The sequence below is a fragment of the uncultured Cyclobacterium sp. genome, from assembly GCF_963977555.1.
In the GTDB taxonomy this organism is placed as follows: domain Bacteria; phylum Bacteroidota; class Bacteroidia; order Cytophagales; family Cyclobacteriaceae; genus Cyclobacterium.
This window is the reverse complement of record NZ_CAXBPD010000007.1, coordinates 43729-62804: the sequence shown is the minus strand read 5'-3', so window position 1 is coordinate 62804 and position 19076 is coordinate 43729. Positions and strand designations below refer to the sequence as shown.

Sequence of the window (19076 nt, the reverse complement as noted above, 5' to 3'; positions counted from 1 at the left end):
GATGGTTTTTAGAGTTATTTAAAGGAACCCCATACTTAGTATGCCTGTAAGCATAAGGATTTTAGATATAGTACTTAATTCAGAGAAATGAGATTTTCGATCTGCCTTGTATATTTTCACCATAAAAGCGATGAAAAATAAACTAAGCCCTCCAAAATAAAGGAATAGTAAAGGCTCATTTATCTTAAATGTAACAAATAGAATAGCTGCTACAAATAGGAAGGCAATGATAAAGATAATGTTTTTGGTTTTTCTAAAACCCAGCACAATGGGTAAGGTCTTACAACCATGTTTTCGATCTCCATTTCGGTCCTCAATGTCCTTCAAAATCTCACGCATTAAATTGATAAAAAAGGCAAAAATGGCATAGGTGATGATTAAAAGCTCTGATTTTTGGTAATATATACCAACAATCCATATGGCAAGGCCTGTTAGAGAAGCCACCGTTAAGTTCCCTATAAAAGGAAGGCGTTTGAGGGTATTGCTATAAAGCCATAAAAGGAAGGCAGCCACAAAGGTAATGGCACCGATTTTTGGGTGTACCAATAAGCCAATTAAAATACCAACCACATTCATTACAGTATGTAGAATCATAACCATGCGCCTTTTCATTCCCTTCCCAATGACTACGGCTTGAGGCCTGTTGACATAATCAATCTTTACATCGTAGTAATCATTTATCATGTAACCTGAAGCGGTAAGGATGACTGTTGAAATGATCAATAAGTACAGGTGATAATCCTGCAAAACTGATACCCCCTTATTGGTGGTGCCTACAAGAAAGAAGGCTGTCATCAATTGTGCAAAGGCGACCATTAGCAGGTTTTCCGGACGAATAATTTTCATAAACCCACCAAAAGTAAAAACAGGAGAAGCCTTTGGATTTTTCATGCTACAAAACTAATGAGATTAAGTGCAATCTGAACATTAAGAATTAATAAATTACTGATTATTATAGAGATAACAGCTTTTAGCGCAATGGCAATCGTTAATGGCTGTCCATAATGTCTTGAGAGATATTTCTATAAATTTCTGCAAGTTGTTCATTATAACTCAGGTAATCGTGGTGATTTTCCAAAGTATTGATGTCATTTCTTACAGCGGGGCCCGTTTGAGCTTCACTGGCTCCTAATAGAAGTGTTTTATTCATCTGCTCAATGATTAATGGTTTTAAAATGTCAAAATCCAAGCCTTGGCGTTTCATTATGGATTCAGCCATAAAAACCATGTGGTTAGTGAAATTGGCCGCAAATACTGCTGCAACATGGATGGATCTTCGGTCTTTGGACCGAATCTCATGACAGGGCGCCTTAAGGCTTTTACAAAGTTTTTTTAAGTTTTTCAAGGTTTCTTTGTCCTCAGACTCCAATAGAAAAGGTACTTCCTCAAAAGATACCTCTCGGCTTTTACTGAAGCCTTGTAAAGGATAAAGAATACCGGTATAATCAGCAGAACTGTAGGACAAGATGTCTAGGGGCATGGTACCACTGGTGTGTACCAATATACTGCGCTCTGGCAACAGTACCGCTTCAGCTACCTGAGCTATGGCCTGATCACTTACGGCAATGATAAATAAATTGGCCTTGCTTTCTGTGAAATCCAGGTGATCCTGTGGCTCTGTAGCGTACAGTCTGGAAGAAAGTTGGTGGGCTTTTTGGATGTCTCTTCCATAAACCTCCAATATTTCATGCCCCGCATTCTCCAAAGCAGATGACAGGTGCCAGGCAACATGTCCTGTTCCGATAATCGCTATAGTAAACTTCATGTCCATAAATTTAAAAAAAAATAACCCCTAAAATTATTTAGGGGTTAAAACTTATCTATTTACTTTTTAGAAATCATTCCAGCCCTTTGGCTTTCATTTTTTGAAACTCATCAAACCTGCGGAAAATGGCCACTGTGAAGCCAATCAACATTATAATCGTACCTAGCCACAATACATTGATCATGGGTTTGACAGCAGCTTTCATCACTACATAGTCTTTTTGGTAGGTATTGACCTTGAACACAAATTTATTTTCTTCGGGAACAATATTGTCGACTTCTACTTTGATGCCTAGGTCATGGTCTATGTAATCAACTTTGCCTACCTGATTCCCACGAATTAAGAATACTGGTTTCAATGTTTTCTTCACATCATAATCCATAATGGTGAGCACTGCCTGAACAGCTATATCTCCTTCTTCCAAGGGGATTCCATCCATTTCTTTGACCACATCTGCACTCTCAAATTGGGTGACAAAATCATTAATGAAAAACTGTTCACCCGGAGCGGCATTGACAAACTGGTCGTCATTCCACTCTGGTTCCTCGTAATCATTTATCGCTGAAACGTGCGTATAAAGATCTTTGGTCAGGTATTTTTTTGAGTCTGGAGAGGAAATTAAACCCATAGTAGGGTTAGGTTGAGACATTGGGTACAGGGTAAATTTCTTTTCATTCTCCTGGAAATACTCCACCTTAAAGTAGGAATTCTCTTCCAAAACCAGTTTGAGGGTATCTCCCTTTTGAAAATACACTTTGTCGTTAATTTCAATGTTCTCTAACGCGAGTGCTTTATTTACTCCATCTAGCGATTCCATTGCATCTGCTTTTACATAGTCAGGTACGCCTACTACTTTCTTGTACCTTCCTCTATAGACTACATCGTAATCTTTCATCTGTAGCGGCTTGTTGATCCAAAGCAATACGTTTTCTTTGTTCAGGTCATCTTCCCAATCTTTTTTATAAGTTAGGCCAGACATATTAATGGAAATGGTGTCTGAGTATCCTGAGGAGAACATTATCCCGATTAGAATCATACCAAGTCCAATATGAGCAAGAGAGCCTCCTGCCAATTTAAAAGTTTTTCGCTTCAATAATTTTACAAGGATGGAGAAATTGGCCACAATGGTGAATGCTCCGGCAAGTACGATCACGATATAGGTAATGTCATAAACCTTACCAACTGTAATGATTACGGCTGCCAAAACCATGGAGATTATATAAGGAGTAACCAGGGCGTTTTTAAGCTCGTCTTTTGTCATCTTATTCCACCAGAAATACTGTCCAACACCTGTCAGTAAAGCCAGTGCAACAGCAAACCAAAGTTGAAATTTGGTATAGAATCCAATTTGGTCAGCGGGAGGCGCTAAATTTGACAAGCCGCCAAACATTTCAATTATGGCATTGTAGACCGGGATGGAAGTAGGTACAATCACCTGAAAAGCCATTAGGGCTAGGGTGGTAGCACCTATAAAGATCCAAAATTCCCTTGAATATACCGATGCCTCTCTTTCTGAGGTTGGAATGTGCTTCCATTCCTTGGCAGTAAGGAAGATGGCAACGACCAAAAAGAACAACATATAAATAAGTAACTGTCCAGATAATCCCAGATCTGTAAAAGAGTGTACAGAGGAATCACCCAACACACCACTTCTAACCAGAAATGTAGCATACAGTACCAATATAAACGATCCAATGACCAGTATCATGGAGGTTTTTAGCGCAGTACTGCTTTTCTTAAAGGTGATCATGGTATGAATCGCTGCTACCATGATAAGCCATGGCACGTAGACGGCATTTTCTACTGGATCCCAGTTCCAATATCCCCCAAAATTTAAGGTTACATAAGCCCAATAAGCACCCATTATAATGCCCATACCTAAAATCATGGCAGAGAAAATTGCCCAAGGTAAAGCAGGTCTTATCCATTCAGAATACCTCTTCAAGAATAGCCCAGCCATTAAAAAAGCAAATGGAACCAATGTAGAAGCATAACCCAGAAATAAGGTAGGAGGATGAATTACCATCCAGATATTTTGCAATAAAGGATTTAAGCCTGTGCCATCTTCAGGAACGAAATCCGGATTGATTTGGAATATTGGTGCTTCAGAAACATCACGAAGTAACATAAAAGGTGAACTGCCTATTTTCAGGTCCCCGATAACAATTCCCAGTATCATGGATACTAAAAATGCTTGAACGAGCATGAAAACCAACATTACTGGTCCTTCCCAAAACTTATTGGTATTGATAATGACCAAGCCAAGTACTACATCCCAAAATATCCAAAGAATAAAAGCACCTTCCTGACCTTCCCAAAAACTGGAGATCATATAATGTACTGGTAGGCCTTTTGATGAATGTGAGTAGGCGTAGAAATATTCAAACCTATGGTTGTAAATTATTTCAAAGAGGCAGAAGGCAATAGAAATAGCTGCAAAACCATGAATGTAAAAAGTGATTCTGCTAAAGTTTTTCCAGGATGGTTTATCCAACTCGCTAGCACGGGTGTAATAGAAGTAGGATACTGCTGAGACCAAGGCACTGACAAAAGCCAGTATTACCATAAAGTGCCCCAGATTACCCATAAAGGTATTCGTCATTATAAGGTTCTTTTTGAGTGGATAATAAGACCAGAAGCAATCAGGATGTTGTAGGTTTTACATCTGTTTCCTGGTATTTAGATGGGCACTTCATTAGAATTTTTTCAGCTACAAACATTTCTTCTGTCTTGTAGGTGCCTATGACCACCACTTGTTCAGACCTGATAAAGTCAGCTGGCACAGGTTCATTGTAATACACTTGCTGTTCTTTGCCATCATTGTCTACCATTATGAAAATAAAAGAGGTTTTGTCTTCTCCCACCTCTATTCCTTCCACCTCACCGCTTTCTCCTTTTTTCAGTTGGCCTACTACGTGAATGGCTTCGGTTTTCCCATTCATGGCCATCGCTTTGGCAGTTGAAAAGCTTTCGTATGTACTGGCATCACCTATAGAGGTGATAATGATTACAATAGCTACTGCGATAATGCCCAAGCCTAATATATGTCCTCTTTTCATGACTTAATTGTTATATTTTTTTTCCAACCCACTAATCTTTCTATCAGTTTGTATCACATAAACGAGAATACCACCTAAAACAATTCCAATAATGCTGACTAATACGTAGATTTTTCCTTCCGACCGCATTTTATCCGCCATTTCTACACCCGAATTCTGGTAATCCTTTTCTGTAATGCCAATTTTATCCTGCGCTTTTGCGAAAAAGCTGATAAACAATAAGAAAATAATAATGAACTTTTTCATATTACTGATTGATCAATTTGTCTTCTAAATTTCTTTCCAAACGTCTTAGCCTCACCCTTACCGTACTTATCCAGGTGCCAAGTAGGGTCCAGCCTATAATGGCTGGATAAAACACCGTCCTTAAGCTACTGTCCATGTCATAGGCGTTGAACCCTGGGTTTCCGCCATTTCCGGGATGAAGGCTATCTGTAAGTCTAGGGAGGATGAATATCAAAGGAATAAAAACTGCAAAAGCGAAGATGCTATACACTGCGCTGATCTTTGCTCTTTGGTAAACGTCTGTAAGGGAGTTGCGCAAAACCAAATAGGCAAAGTACATTAACAAGCCTATTGCCGATGCGTTAAGTTTAGGGTCGTTGGTCCAGAAATCTCCCCAAGTGAATTTGGCCCAGACCATGCCTGTTGTTATGCCTATGACACCGAATAATATGGCGCCATTTGTAAATTCTACAGCCATGTCATCATCAGCAAGGCTTCCAGTTCTAAGGTGTCGTACCCCATAAATAACTGCAACAACCAGCATAATTAACATGGCAAACCACATGGTCACATGAAAGAACAATCCCCTGATGGTTTCATTTAGAATTGGAAGTCTGGGAACATCAATCAATAAACCTGCAATTATGGTATAAGCCAGTAATAATATGGCCAATATTTTCCACCAATAAGCCTTCATATTCGATAGTGTTTAGTGGGTCAAGTTCTTCCCATGGCTTTCATCTATAGATTAGTATCCATAAATGCCTGAATCTTTAACAACAGTGAGTACAGGTGGGAAAACAGATTATTGACCTCTTTGAATCAACACGCAAAAATAGGGCATATTAAGTGATTTATTTACTTTTCTCCCGTTTATTTGCTTATCGGTAAATGTAAATCAAAATGCGGCTTTTAGTGCTGCATTTGGAAAGCATATAAACTGCTTTTCAGAAGCATTCAGATGGTTGGTTTTTTTAGTAGAAGGCGTGAAATTGGTATTTTATTTGGTTTTGGTGATTTTCTTCTACAAGAGAAATTAAGGCATTTTTCGCATAAATTATCCCGCCTAAACTTTCAACTGGCAATGGGACTCATTGAAATTAGATTGAATCACTTTAAAATTCAAGAAGATTCACTGCTTTTTTCCTTTCTCGCACACCACCAGAATTTATGATCTGGTCTAAGTTTAGCAAAGTGTAACTTAGACCTATAATGCTGAATGTTTCCAACTTTCATTTAATAAACTAGCAATCCTTACGAGAAATTGATTTATAAACCAATTCAATAGGATTGGGTTTCAGCCCATTTAAAAAGTGAAGCAGAGGGCTATTGAGATACGGGGATCGATTCGATTGGAAATAAAATACCTTATTCCGTTTTTCTGAATACCTCAGAATTATTTAATTATCGGAACCCGCTCAATAGGAATGGGCTTCAGACCATTTATTAAAGAGCCATGTAATTTCATTCGGCTTTAGCCAAAATTCCAGAGCAAATGGGTTATAATAAATCACTTATGGAAACCTATAGGTTCGACAGGTTCAGCCATCGGTTATATGTTATGGTTTGGTTTAAGGCCACTTGACGACCTATTGCAATCCAATCCCCCAGCTGAAGCTGGGGGCTATTGATGATCGGGAATAAATACGTTGGATAATTATTTCATGACAACCCCCTTGCAATTTATTTTGCAAGAATGGGGGCTTTTTTAGTTCTTCCCCAAGCTATAAATAAAGCAATCGCCATTAATATTAAATTCAATCCTATGCCTGAAAATTCACCTCTTGAAGCGTGAAAAATTGACGCCAATACCATAACTACTGCAAGACCTAATGCTGCCCATACCGTTAAAAATGGTTTAATTCGCAGCAATGCAGGAAGAATTAGTCCTATCCCTCCTAGCAATTCACTAATGCCGATAAAGCGAACCAATCCCTCTGAAGTAGAAGTTACCCACGGGAGAGACTCCGCCAAGACTTCTATAGGTTGTGTAGTTTTCATAAACCCTGCCATTATGAACATGACTGCCAATAAGGCTTGTGCAATCCAAAGTGAGATATGAATTGCTTTGTTGTTTTTTTGATCTGCCATTTTTTTAATGTTTTAAATGATTAATGGCACAAAGTTGCAGCAAAGCGACTCGGTAAAAAATAAGATACCTTAAGAAATGCAAATGCCCTTACTTTCGAGCCATTCTTCTTCTTATGTCACTTAAATATTCAGGTGTAACACCAATATAGGCTGCTATAAGTTTAAGAGGAAGTCGTTGAACCAAAGTGGGATAGGTTTCTGTAAAATCTAAGTATCGTTGTTCTGATGAAGCACTTAGAAGGCCTAAAATCCTTTTGTTGGATGCTATAAGATTGTTTCTAAATTTATTCGCCATGTCTATTACTACCTCTTTTTCCAAGCCTTCGATCTCTTTAAAATCCACCTTAGCAATAAGAGCTATCTCGCAATCCTCAATCGTCTCAATAGAGACAGAAGAGGGTACTTGGTTGGTAAAGCTTTCTAAATCTGAAATCATCCAATTTTCGGGGGCGAACTGTAAGATATGTTCTTTACCAGCAATATCTACCGTGTAGCTTTTAAGACAACCTTTTTTTACCAAGTAACCATATTTAGCAATTTCTCCTTGTTCTAAAAGAATTACTCCTTTTTTATAGGTTTTTATTGTGTTGGTTTTTAGGTTTTTCATTTTAATCAAGGGTGGTCAATTGTTAGTTTTACTTTTAGCCCTTTTGCCAAAGAAACAGAAAAACCTTGAAAGGGAGGGGGTATTATTATCTGTTTTTTTTCGCAGAACGAATTTATCAAATTGTTTTTTGATCTTATTTCGATTTTTCAATTTTGAGGAAATGGATAAAATCAATTGATTCAATATACCCAAAATTACAATTTTTCTCTATCCCTGTAGTCAATTGTCCGAAATGTGGGCATTAATGGTGATTTTAATGGATTACGGCTTTAATAATAATGAAAAATTTTATCTTAATTCACACGAAAATTATATCGACATGGCTTATGGTTGTTATCATGCAATACATAGCGTATTCTCAGGTAGGTTTAGGAATTGGCTATCGTGTTTTTTCGGATGAGTGGCTGGAAATATAAAATAGGTTAAAGCCTATATATGCAAAGGGGTACAGGGTGAAACTACTTTAAAATTAGTTATCTTATTGCTATTTTCATACCTTCATAGCGGTGCCTAGGTTTGGTTTGAGTTTATTTCATAACTGGTCTACGTTTAGCAAAGCGAAACTTAGACCTAAACTGCTGAAAGTTTCCCCTTTCATTTACTGGCCTAGCAATTCTCATAAACAAATTGATAAATATACCCCCTAAAAAATAATTAGCCTTAGTCCAGTCGACGGAAAATTTTAATCTTCCAGTGCTTTAATTCAATTTATATTTATCTCTGTATACGGATGGGCTAATTCCCTCCTTTTTTTTAAATAGGCGCGAAAAATAGTGCGGATATTCAAAACCTAAAGCATAGGCTACCTCGGAAATGGTTTTGTTGGGGTCTAACAATATATTCTTGGCCTCATCAATAAGGAAAAATTGCAAATGTTCGGTTGATGTCTTCCCGGTTTCTTTTTTGAGGGTATCACTCAGGTAGCGCTGTGAGACCGATAGCCTTTCTGCAATTTGCTCAATGCTGGGAATTCCTTTATCCTGCATTTGTCCCGAATCAAAATAGTTTACCAGCTGTTGATTAAACTGTTCCAGCAAATCATTCAATAGTGCTTTCCTGTTGATAAATTGTCGCTCGTAAAAGCGGTTGGCATATTTTAAAAGTGTACTCAGCTGAGAAATGATGATTTCTTTACTGAATTCATCCTGATTGTTTTGGTATTCCAAGTCAATATTTTCTACAATCGCTTCTATTTGCTTTTCCTCCTTTGGAGAAAGATGAAGGGCTTCATTGGCTGAATAGGAAAAGAAACCGTACTTCTTAATTTGGTGGGCCAGCTCTGTCCCTTTGATAAAATCTTCATGAAAGTTGATCGAAAAGCCTTTTTGCTCAAACACCACGCTACTATCCCATTGCAGTACCTGCCTGGGAGCGATAAAAAATAGTGCTCCATTGTTAAAATCGTATTTCGTGCGTCCATAATTTAGTTCACCTTGCACAATCTTTTTGAAACTTATGGTGTAGCAATCGTTAATTATGGGTGGAGAACTCTCTTTAGGGCAGGGTAAAAAACCATCGCCTATGGCAGAAAAAACGCTTAACATGGGGTGCTCTGGCTGGGGAAGTCCCAGGTATTGCAAGTATGCCGATAGTGTTTTGAAATGTTGCATTTTATTTTTTCAATTCTTTTTCTGCTTGTTGTAATTGTTTACTGTATTCGTCAATGCGGGCATGGGCGGTACCATCAATCAACAAAATCACCACCAACATGGCAATGGTCGTGATCATACTCGCCCGCCAAAGTGGAGTATTGACAAATAGAAGCGTTATTGCGCAGACAGCAATGATTAACGGTACAGCTGTAAAAACAATGTTTTTGTATTCCTTTAAAGTAGCTTCTGCCCGCTTACCCTCGGATGCTACAAAAGCCGATACATCTGCTTTATAGGCCTTTTCAAATTGCGCAATTCTCGATTTATTTGTAAAAAACAATCCCAGTCCAATAATCAAAAGTAAAGCACCTGCCACCATGGTAGGAACAATGTAAGCTTTGGCCATGTCGGTCTTACCCAATTGCCAAAACCCCAGGCTTGCTGCTATAAATGCCAGTCCGAATAAAATGAAAAATGGGGTGGAAAAGACTTCAGATTTCGCCCAATCTATTGCTGTTTTTAGTATGTCCATGTCTATTTCTAATAAATGTTCTCTAATTTAAATATTCCACTTTAAACCTATTGCCTTTTCTGAAACTTCCCACAACCTTTTTGTGACAACCCTATCTTTTGCATGAGGTTCTAACTTGCATTCGCCCACTGGACCAGTCCAGTAATTTCTACCAGTAGGCCCATAAAACCCCTTCTGATCCAAGTTTGATTCTGTGGCACACATCAATTCCGGATAGGAGCCTTTCTCAGCAGACTGTACCATAGGAGACAATTTCATAAGCTGCCAAACAAATCTTGTCATCAAGCTACCGCTGGTTTTGATCAAGGAAGTCCTCGAAGCACCAGGATGACAAGCATACACCTTTACCTCTGTTTTTCCTGCTTTTTCAAGCCGTTTCTGTAATTCATAAACACACATGATCTGCGCCAACTTGCTTTGGCTGTACACTTCATTAGCCCCGTAGTTTTTATCCCAATTCATATCATCAAACTGAATGGTTTTTATCCCCAGATTATAGCCCATACTTCCCACAGTCACAATACGGCCTTTGGATGCCTCGATGCGGGGATAAAGCAATGCTTGAAGTAAAAAGTTGCCATAATGGTTTACTCCCAATTGGCTTTCAAAACCATCAATTGTAGAAGTTTGTTTTGGGACCTGGGCAATGGCGGCATTACAGATCAACGCATCGATTTGAGGAGCTACTTTAAGTACTTCTTCTGCCGCTTTTTTCACAGAAGCCAGTTCTGCCAAGTTCATCTGTAGGTTAATTACGGCTATACTTTTCCCAAGCTCTAGTTTTAAGGCTGAGAGGGTTTCTTTGGATTTTTCATTGTTACGGTTAAGCATCACCACTTTTGCTCCTTTTGATAGCAGTATTTTTGTTGCCTCAAACCCGGTACCACTTGTAGTACCTGTAATTACGTAGGTTTTACCAGTTAGATCTTTTATTCTATCAGGTGTCCAACCTTGATTGCCAAATTTATTTGAATCCATCTTTATTTTCGTTTTGTTTAAAAGAATGGTACAAAGGTAATTGCGAAGCTGTTATAACTTTTTATACGGATTTTCGAATCTTGTATACTTCTTGGTTTTTTTCAGTTTTATAAAGTAGGAAACTTGCTTTACAATAGAGCAATGCTATTTCACCCAGCTTTAGCCAAAATTTCGAGAGAAAATGGATGCTTCATTTTAAATAAAAAAAGGGTATTTGTACCTTTTTAAGTTGAAAGCTTTCGTCGTGATTGGTTGAAGTTGCTTTTTTTGCCTAAAATTCGACAAGAGGGGTATTTATTTGTAAATCAGATGGCCTATTCCTTAGAGAAATCCTCAAGAGTGAAATCCATTTAATGTTAAAATCGTTATCTTTATTGAAAGAAAAATTTAAATTTATATGCGTAAAATTTCAACCCGAGAAAAACTTCAAGAGGAAATGAAGCTTATCCCTGATGATTTGTTGGGAGAGTTGCATGCCTACATGAAGTATCTTCAAAATAAAAAAAATCAACCAATTTCCCCGGTAGGTCCGGTTTCTATGGAAACAGCCTATGCTAGTGAAGCTGTTTTAGGAAAGGATTGGAACAGTCCTGAAGAAGATAAGGCATGGCGAGATTTATAAAAGGTGAGATTGTCGTTTTACCATTCCCATTTTCAGATCTATCAGCTAGCAAAAAACGGCCGGCGCTTGTGTTGGCTGATCTGGCTGGGGATGACATAATTTTATGTCAAATCACCAGTCAGCAAATAAAAGACCCCTATGCTATTCTATTAAAGGAAAGTGACATGATAAATGGTAGTCTGAAAAATGAAAGCAATATTCGGCCAAACAGAATATTTACTGCGGATAAAAACATTATTCTTTACAAAATAGGAAATGTTTCAGCTGGAAAATGTCAAGAGGTTAGAAACAAGATCATAGAAATAATAGATCAATAGAAATGGTCGACTAAATCCAGACAAAAGTAAGCTACCTATACTTTACTATTTCACCTTCTGAAAACGGGTTAAATGTCTATTTTCAACTCCTCCACAGATAAGGGAAAAGCAGGTAGGAGGTGGCCATTACGATTGCATTGATGGCCATTAAAGTCAGGATTTTCTCTGCACTAATGCCTCTGTCTAATCCATCGATGGCGCTCTTGGAAACCTGAATGGTCATCAGTAGGATTGGAATCATCACTGGGAAGCTTAAAATAGCCATCAAGGTACCGTTGTTTCCTGCTTTCGAGGCAATCGCTGATACCATGGTCAGTGCTGCTGAAAAACCTATGGCTCCTAGCAATAGGTTTAAAAGAAATAAGGAATCGTCCGCGACAGGATTTCCGAATACCACACTAAAAACCAAATAGCCCAATAGTGCCAATACCAGCGTCAGCCCAGTGTTGTAAATGGTTTTGGATAAAATAATGGCTTGAGGTGAAGCGATCATAAAATAATAGAGTTGCCTACCTTGCTGTTCTTGTACGAAACTTTTTGCCACCGCATTTACTGCTGAAAAAAGGATAATGATCCAATAAAGGGCATTCCATATGGGAACTTGCAATTTTCCTTGACCAGTTCCCATGCTTAAATAAGCAATAAAAACCGCACTGGTTACATAAAGAAGTATCCCATTAATGGCATACTTTTGTCGCCATTCCAACAAGGCTTCTTTTTTAACCAACAAAGCTATTTCCTTCCACATATAGGGGGCAAATATAGGTACCAAATGATAATAATTCTCCCGTAAAGCCAAATTTTATTGCTTTCTACTGGTCTATTTGCTCTTTTTAGAGGTTATTAGTGTAGATAAATACTTTAAACAATTAATTTCACCACCCAATTGAAGCCGAATTATCGGATTTGAGTCAATCATATTACCATGAGTATTGAAAACGACAGGAGAAAATTTTTAGGAAAAATGGCATTAGGAACTTTGGCAGGACTTACCCCTTGGAATAGTCTATTGGCGAATACGCCAATGTCAGCAAAAGCTGTCGAAAAAGCTTTTATACCAGTAATGCTAACCCCTTATAAAGCAGACATGACTGTAGATTATGATGGGTTGAAAAAACTTACAGATTATTATCTTGAATCAGGCGCTCGTGGTTTCTTCGCAAATTGCTTGAGCAGTGAGATGTATGACCTAAGTCCTGAGGAAAGACTTAAAGTAACCAAGACCGTAGTAAAGAGGGTTAATGGGAACTTCCCTGTCGTTGCTACAGGATCCTTTGGTAATACAGCGAAGGAACAAGCGGAATTTACTAAACGAATTGCTGATACTGGTGTAGACGCTGTAATTATGATTACCTCCCACTTCGCAGAAAAAGATGAATCGGATGATGTGGTTATCAAAAATCTTGAAGCCTATTTGTCATTGACAGATAACATCTCTTTAGGTACCTATGAATGTCCTACTCCTTATAAAAGGATACTTTCTCAAAGGGTGCAAAAGTTTTTGTTGGATTCAGGAAGACTGGTTTACCACAAAGACACCTCTGAGGACATCGACAATATTCTTCAGAAACTTAAAACTGCAGAGGGAACTAAAATGGGATTTTACAATGCCCACATGGGTAGCGCAGTAGCTTCTTTGCGTAATGGTGGAGCTGGGTTGTCACCAATAGCAGGCAATTATTATCCGGAGGTAATCGCATGGATTTGTAAAAATGCAGATGATGCAGGAAAAAAGGAGCAGGTAGATTGGTTGCAAGACAAAGTTAGAGACATGGAAAGAAGGATTACCGCCAATTACATGCTTTCCTCTAGGTATTATCTCAATAAAGAAGGGCTGGATTTGGAAATTGTGAGCCGAAGGGCAAAGAATCCACTCACTTCAGATCAACAAAGTGTGGTGGACATTTGTTATGCTGAGGTACAGGACTGGAAAAAGAAATTATCGATATAGTTATATCCAATTAAATCAAAAAAGGGGGCGTCTTTTATAAAAGATGCCCCCTTTTTTGATGCAAAATTGTTTTGCTTGAAAAACTTTATAGCAAGTATTTCCTAAGCTATATTGTCAAAGCCCAAATAGGGAACCAAAGCTTTTGGCATTTTAATACCTTTTTCACTCTGGTTGTTTTCCAAAATGGCAGCCATTATTCTAGGTAAGGCCAGTGCGCTTCCATTGAGCGTATGGGCCAAAACGGTCTTCTTGTCTTTGTTTTTAAAGCGTAACTTCAGACGATTGGTTTGGTAGGTTTCAAAATTACTCACAGAACTTACTTCCAACCATCTTTCCTGAGCAGCAGAGAAGACTTCCATGTCAAATGTCAATGCAGAAGTGAAGCCCATGTCTCCACCGCAAAGTCTTAAGACCCTGTATGGCAATTCAAGTTTTTGTAACAAACCTTGAACATGTAAGCTCATTTCCTCTAGGGTTTTGTAGGAATTGTCTGGATGCGTAACTTGAACAATTTCCACCTTGTCGAATTGGTGTAGTCTATTTAATCCCCTTACATGGGCTCCCCAACTTCCAGCCTCTCTTCTAAAACAAGGGGTATAGCCTGTATTCTTTTTAGGCAACTCTTCTTCCAGGAGAATTACATCTCGGTACATATTGGTAATCGGAACTTCTGCGGTAGGTATCAGGTATAGCCCATCCTCCTGTGCAAAGTACATTTGGCCTTCCTTGTCTGGAAGTTGTCCTGTGGCATAGCCACTTTCTTCATTTATCAATATAGGTGGCTGAACTTCTGTATAACCGGCTTTCTCTGCTTCATCTAAGAAAAAGTTGATTAAAGCCCGCTGCATTTTGGCTCCTTTGCCTTTGTATACAGGGAATCCTGCACCAGCTATTTTTACCCCTAACTCAAAATCAACAATGTCATATTTTTTAATTAAATCCCAATGAGGACTTTTATTGCCTGCTTCCAATTGTGGGACCGTTCCGTTTTCTAAGACGATCTCATTGTCTTCTGCAGATTTTCCTGGAGGAACAGATGAATGAGGAATATTAGGTACAGTATATAAAATTTGGGTCAGTTCCGTTTCGGTCTGGGAATAGCTTTCTTCTAAAGATTTCACTTGTGCTTTTATCTCAGAAGTTCTCAGCTTAATCTTTTCTGCTTCTTCCTTTTTGCCAGCCTGCATCAATTTACCAATTTGCTTCGAAATGGTGTTGGATTCAGCCTGAAGGGTATCTCGCTCTAGCTGAATTTGTTTCCTTAGGTCTTCTAGCTTTAATACATTTCCCAGCACTTCTTCAGGATTTTCAAAATTCCTGGCGCTAAGCCTTTCGCAGGCCTGCGCAAAGTTTGCTCTTATTTCATTTACCTGAAGCATATCTAATTGTACTTTGTTTCGCGAAATTAATTTTTAGGTGGCAAAGATAAGGAATAAGTTCTGAGTAAAGTGGGCAAATGACTGATAATTTGGATTAACGGATTGACAAAACAGGGCTAAATGCCTATCTTCAAGCTTTAAATTTTAACAACCGAAAAATTGATTATGAAATCAAGTTTTATTGCAATTTTGTTTTGTTTTTTCGCTGTTTCTATAGTAGAAGCCCAAGAAAGAACTTTGAATATCATTATGATAGGTGCACATCCTGATGATTGCGATATAAAAAGCGGTGGTACTGCAGCTCTTTTTGTAGCCATGGGCCACAATGTAAAATTTGTCTCTGTCACTAATGGTGATGCAGGTCATATGGAAGAGGGGGGTGGAATGCTTGCCAAAAGACGCATGGCTGAAACCCAAGAAGTGGCCAAAAGACTTGGCGTTGCCTACGATGTGTTGGATAACCATGACGGAGAATTATTGCCAACACTAGCCATAAGGCTTCAGATCATCCGGAAGATCAGAGAATGGGATGCGGATGTGGTAATTGCTCCACGACCTAACGACTACCATCCCGATCATCGCTATACCGGCGTGCTGGTACAAGATGCTGCCTATATGGTAGGTGTTCCTAATGTGGCGCCAGATACGCCGCCATTAAGCAAGAACCCTGTGTTTTTATATTTCCAGGATCATTTCCAAAAGCCAAACCCGTTTGAGCCTCATGTGGCGATAGACATTACCTCTGTAATCGACAAAAAAATACATGGTTTGGATGCTCATGAATCTCAATTTTATGAGTGGCTACCTTGGATAGCGGGCTACGCCGACGAGGTGCCGGAAGGTAAGCAAGAAAGAATAGCCTGGTTAAAAGAAAAAAGGGGAGGCGGAATAAACCCCGCAGTAAGGAAGAGTCTGGAGAAATGGTATGGCCCTGCTGAGGCTGCAAAAGCCAAGTATGCAGAAGCTTTTGAAGTTTGTGAATATGGTTCTCAACCTTCAGAAGAAGATTTGAAGCGATTGTTCCCTATGTTGGGTAAGTGATTTGAATGTAGAATATTAATTATAAGAAAATTCATTGTAAATGAAGGGGAAAAATGTTTTGGTCACGGGTGGGGCCAGTGGAATAGGTTTGGCAATAGTGGAGAAATTTGCAGTTTCTGGTGCCTCAGTCTATGTATTGGATTTTAATCAGGAAAATGGGCTGGAGGTAGTTGGCAAACTAAAAGAAAAAGGCTATGATGTCTTTTTCAAACAAACCGACGTTTCTAATCAGGCCAATGTAAATGAAGTCATAGAAGCTATACCTGGAGAATTAGACGTGTTGATCAACAATGCCGGCGTTTCTCATATTGGAAACCTTGAATCGACTGAAGGGGCAGATTTAGACCGTTTATTTGCCGTGAATGTGAAAGGAGTGTTCCATTGTTCCAAAGCAGTGATTGGAAGGATGATTGCAAATGGTGGAGGGGTAATTATTAACATGGCCTCTATTGCGGCTACAGTTGGGATACCAGATCGTTTTGCCTATTCTATGAGTAAAGGTGCAGTGCTCAACATGACACTAACCATTGCCAGGGACTATGTCAAAGACAATATTCGCTGCAATGCCATTTCGCCGGCGAGAGTACATACCCCATTTGTGGATAATTATATCTCCAAAACCTATCCTGGGAAAGAAAAAGAAATGTTTGAACAGCTTTCGGCCACTCAACCAATTGGAAGAATGGCAGCTCCTGCAGAAGTGGCCAGTATGGCTTTCTTCCTAGCATCTGATGAAGCCAAGTTTTTAACTGGTGCTGATTATTTGGTAGATGGTGGATTTTCTAAATTAAAAATGTAATTACTTTAAACTATAATTGAAAAATGAAATTAATAAGATTTGGAAAAGTAGGGCAGGAGAAGCCCGGGGTGATAACCGCTGATGGTAAAAAAATTGATTGTTCAGCTTTTGGTTTAGACTGGACCGCTGAATTTTTAGGCGATGAGAGTAATCTGAAAAATTTAGAAACATGGTTAGAGGCAAATGCAACAAGTTGTCCAGAAATCGGAGCTGATGAGAGATTAGGATCTCCCGTTCCTTTTCCATCCAAAATTATTTGTGTAGGGTTAAATTACTCTTTACACGCAAAAGAAAGTGGAATGGCTGTTCCTGAACAACCGGTATTGTTTATGAAAGCTACCTCCGCGCTTTCAGGCCCTTTTGATCCTATCGTGATTCCAAAGAATTCCCAAGCAACGGACTGGGAAGTGGAATTGGCAGTAGTGATAGGCAAAAAAGCCAGTTATGTAACTGAAGAAGATGCCATGGACCATGTGTTTGGTTATGTGGTACACAATGATGTAAGTGAGAGAGATTTTCAGTTAAGGCACGGTGGGCAGTGGGTTAAAGGGAAAAGTGCTGATACCTTTGCTCCACTAGGACCTAATTTGGTGACTAAGGACGAGATTCCTGATCCTCACAAATTGAGATTATGGCTTAAGGTAAATGATGAAATGTTGCAAGACAGCAATACCTCTGATTTGGTTTTCAATATTCCTCAACTGGTGAGTCATATCAGTCAATACATGAGTCTATTGCCTGGTGATGTGATCAGTACAGGTACCCCTGCAGGTGTAGGTATGGGGCTGAAACCACCAAGGTACATGAAAGCTGGCGATGTTATTGAGCTGGGTATTGATGGATTAGGTGTCTCTAAGCAGGTAGCTGAAGATTACAAAGGCTAAAAAATATTCCTTCAAAAAATGACTAAAAAAAGGGCAGGATTTATATTCTACCCTTTTTTTATTCTTCTACTGTGTCCAGGTATACTTTTAAATGGATGCTCATTTTTTCCCGAAAGGATTCTGGTGTACCCTGTTGAAGGTCTAGTAATAAGTCGCGGTGGGTAACAGCATTTTTAACCTCGGATTTACTGATGATTTGACCGCTGTGTACAAGATTGAATATAGGCAAAAGCATTTTCTGGAATCTTAAAAGGGTTTGATTGCCAGAAATTTCATAAAGCATGGAATGAAATTCTACATCATACCTGTTTTTCAAGAACTTGTCTTTCGTTTCTTCTTCTTTTTTAACGAGTAACTCAAGTCTATCCAGGTTTTCTTTGGTTTTTCTAATGAACAAAAAGTCGGTGATGCCCATTTCCAAAACCAAGCGCAACTCAAAAATGTCTTGAAGAGTGGCACTGTCCAATAGCATTGGGTTAAGTACCCGCTCGAAGCTTCCTAAAATATCGGGTTGTGTCAAAATAATGCCCCTATTCCTTTTGGATTCAATTAAGCCCAGTGTTCTAAGTCTTGAGAGCGCTTCTCTTAATGCAGTTCTGCTTACTCCCATGGTTAGTGCAAGTTCGGCCTCTTTTGGGATCGCATCACCTGGCTGGAGATTGGCTTCTGCGAAGTAATCTCTTAAGTTTTGTTCTACCTTGTCTACCAATGACAAGGTAGCATCTAAAACTGGTTTTGGCTTGACACTTAATTTATTCACTTATGTTTTTGATTTTTTATTCCCACAAATATAATAAGTATTATTAAACTGCTCCCTTAATTATCCTTCAACGCTGTTACATTAATCCTTTTAATTGTAATTTATTGGCATTATAGGCGTCCAAATTATGATTTAACGTCAGACTCATTGTTAATAATAATTTTTTTTAAAATATATAATACATAATAAACCAACCGGATTTAAAAATAAGCGTTAGTTTTAATCGTCAAATTTAAATTTTTAGGAACAAGGCAGTTTGAATAGGTGGGATCAATAAGTTAAATAATGGTTACTTGACTGATTATAAAATATATACTATTAGATTACAGGTGCTTCGGTTCAAAATTTTCACTTAGGGTCTATACATCAAGTATACCTGTTAATTCAAAGTAATGGTGTCAGTTGAAGTCGGAAGTGTCATTATTTTAATAGTATTGGTGAGGGGTGGAAGGTATTGGTTTCGTTTTTATAAGT

General features: G+C 38.6%; 20 protein-coding genes. 6 read left to right on the top strand and 14 right to left on the bottom strand.

The window, feature by feature from the left end; genetic code table 11:
- Positions 1–18: 18 nt before the first annotated feature.
- From AAC073_RS10375 to AAC073_RS10325, 11 genes are all read right to left on the bottom strand, one after another.
- Positions 19–891, bottom strand: a complete 873-nt coding sequence (locus AAC073_RS10375) for a geranylgeranylglycerol-phosphate geranylgeranyltransferase (protein WP_339923762.1) — start codon at positions 889–891, stop codon at positions 19–21.
- A 97-nt stretch (positions 892–988) separates the two neighbouring features.
- Positions 989–1765, bottom strand: coding sequence for a Rossmann-like and DUF2520 domain-containing protein (locus AAC073_RS10370; RefSeq protein WP_339923761.1), 777 nt, complete (start codon positions 1763–1765; stop codon positions 989–991).
- Positions 1766–1838: 73 nt separating this feature from the next.
- Positions 1839–4367, bottom strand: a complete 2529-nt coding sequence (ccsA, locus tag AAC073_RS10365) for a cytochrome c biogenesis protein CcsA (RefSeq protein ID WP_339923760.1) — start codon at positions 4365–4367, stop codon at positions 1839–1841.
- A 40-nt stretch (positions 4368–4407) separates the two neighbouring features.
- Positions 4408–4824, bottom strand: coding sequence for a cytochrome c maturation protein CcmE (locus AAC073_RS10360; RefSeq protein WP_339923759.1), 417 nt, complete (start codon positions 4822–4824; stop codon positions 4408–4410).
- Positions 4825–4827: 3 nt separating this feature from the next.
- Positions 4828–5070 carry a CcmD family protein gene (locus AAC073_RS10355; RefSeq protein WP_020891894.1) on the bottom strand — a complete coding sequence of 81 codons (243 nt, stop codon included), beginning with the start codon at positions 5068–5070 and terminating at the stop codon, positions 4828–4830.
- 1 nt (position 5071) lies between these two features.
- On the bottom strand, positions 5072–5746 hold the full coding sequence (gene ccsA, locus AAC073_RS10350; RefSeq protein WP_020891893.1) for a cytochrome c biogenesis protein CcsA: 675 nt from the start codon (positions 5744–5746) through the stop codon (positions 5072–5074).
- Between the two features lie 986 nt (positions 5747–6732).
- A complete protein-coding gene (locus AAC073_RS10345; protein WP_339923758.1) occupies positions 6733–7140 on the bottom strand; it encodes a DoxX family protein in 408 nt (135 codons plus the stop codon).
- An 88-nt stretch (positions 7141–7228) separates the two neighbouring features.
- On the bottom strand, positions 7229–7747 hold the full coding sequence (locus AAC073_RS10340) for a Crp/Fnr family transcriptional regulator (RefSeq protein WP_339923757.1): 519 nt from the start codon (positions 7745–7747) through the stop codon (positions 7229–7231).
- A 698-nt stretch (positions 7748–8445) separates the two neighbouring features.
- Positions 8446–9357 carry a helix-turn-helix transcriptional regulator gene (locus AAC073_RS10335; protein ID WP_339923756.1) on the bottom strand — a complete coding sequence of 304 codons (912 nt, stop codon included), beginning with the start codon at positions 9355–9357 and terminating at the stop codon, positions 8446–8448.
- 1 nt (position 9358) lies between these two features.
- Positions 9359–9871, bottom strand: a complete 513-nt coding sequence (locus AAC073_RS10330) for a hypothetical protein (protein ID WP_339923755.1) — start codon at positions 9869–9871, stop codon at positions 9359–9361.
- 27 nt (positions 9872–9898) lie between these two features.
- The gene (locus tag AAC073_RS10325) at positions 9899–10849 is read right to left on the bottom strand and encodes an SDR family oxidoreductase (RefSeq protein WP_339923754.1); all 951 of its coding nucleotides are present in this window, start codon (positions 10847–10849) and stop codon (positions 9899–9901) included.
- Positions 10850–11246: 397 nt separating this feature from the next.
- On the opposite strand from AAC073_RS10325, the gene AAC073_RS10320 reads away from it, so the two are divergent.
- Together AAC073_RS10320 and AAC073_RS10315 are read left to right on the top strand one after the other, a co-directional pair.
- Positions 11247–11471, top strand: coding sequence for a hypothetical protein (locus AAC073_RS10320; protein WP_339923753.1), 225 nt, complete (start codon positions 11247–11249; stop codon positions 11469–11471).
- Positions 11456–11788 carry a type II toxin-antitoxin system PemK/MazF family toxin gene (locus AAC073_RS10315; RefSeq protein WP_339923752.1) on the top strand — a complete coding sequence of 111 codons (333 nt, stop codon included), beginning with the start codon at positions 11456–11458 and terminating at the stop codon, positions 11786–11788. The genes AAC073_RS10320 and AAC073_RS10315 overlap by 16 nt, the downstream gene beginning before the upstream one ends.
- Before the next feature lie 82 nt (positions 11789–11870).
- Here the strand turns inward: AAC073_RS10315 and AAC073_RS10310 are convergent, their stop codons facing one another.
- The gene (locus AAC073_RS10310) at positions 11871–12536 is read right to left on the bottom strand and encodes a heme exporter protein CcmB (RefSeq protein WP_339923751.1); all 666 of its coding nucleotides are present in this window, start codon (positions 12534–12536) and stop codon (positions 11871–11873) included.
- A gap of 177 nt (positions 12537–12713) precedes the next feature.
- Here AAC073_RS10310 and AAC073_RS10305 point away from each other — a divergent pair, with 177 nt between their 5' ends.
- The gene (locus AAC073_RS10305; RefSeq protein WP_339923750.1) at positions 12714–13739 is read left to right on the top strand and encodes a dihydrodipicolinate synthase family protein; all 1026 of its coding nucleotides are present in this window, start codon (positions 12714–12716) and stop codon (positions 13737–13739) included.
- 101 nt (positions 13740–13840) lie between these two features.
- Here AAC073_RS10305 and serS read toward each other — a convergent pair whose 3' ends face one another.
- The gene (serS, locus tag AAC073_RS10300; protein ID WP_339923749.1) at positions 13841–15118 is read right to left on the bottom strand and encodes a serine--tRNA ligase; all 1278 of its coding nucleotides are present in this window, start codon (positions 15116–15118) and stop codon (positions 13841–13843) included.
- 165 nt (positions 15119–15283) lie between these two features.
- On the opposite strand from serS, the gene AAC073_RS10295 reads away from it, so the two are divergent.
- The 3 genes from AAC073_RS10295 to AAC073_RS10285 are packed head-to-tail and all read left to right on the top strand — an operon-like array spanning position 15284 to position 17842.
- Entirely contained in the window at positions 15284–16159 is an 876-nt protein-coding gene (locus tag AAC073_RS10295) for a PIG-L family deacetylase (RefSeq protein ID WP_339923748.1), read from the top strand.
- 40 nt (positions 16160–16199) lie between these two features.
- The gene (locus AAC073_RS10290) at positions 16200–16958 is read left to right on the top strand and encodes an SDR family oxidoreductase (RefSeq protein WP_339923747.1); all 759 of its coding nucleotides are present in this window, start codon (positions 16200–16202) and stop codon (positions 16956–16958) included.
- A 23-nt stretch (positions 16959–16981) separates the two neighbouring features.
- Positions 16982–17842 (top strand): fumarylacetoacetate hydrolase family protein, encoded by an 861-nt coding sequence (locus AAC073_RS10285; RefSeq protein ID WP_339923746.1) that lies wholly within the window; start codon positions 16982–16984, stop codon positions 17840–17842.
- Between the two features lie 58 nt (positions 17843–17900).
- Here the strand turns inward: AAC073_RS10285 and AAC073_RS10280 are convergent, their stop codons facing one another.
- Entirely contained in the window at positions 17901–18602 is a 702-nt protein-coding gene (locus AAC073_RS10280) for a GntR family transcriptional regulator (RefSeq protein ID WP_339923745.1), read from the bottom strand.
- Between the last annotated feature and the right edge of the window lie 474 nt (positions 18603–19076).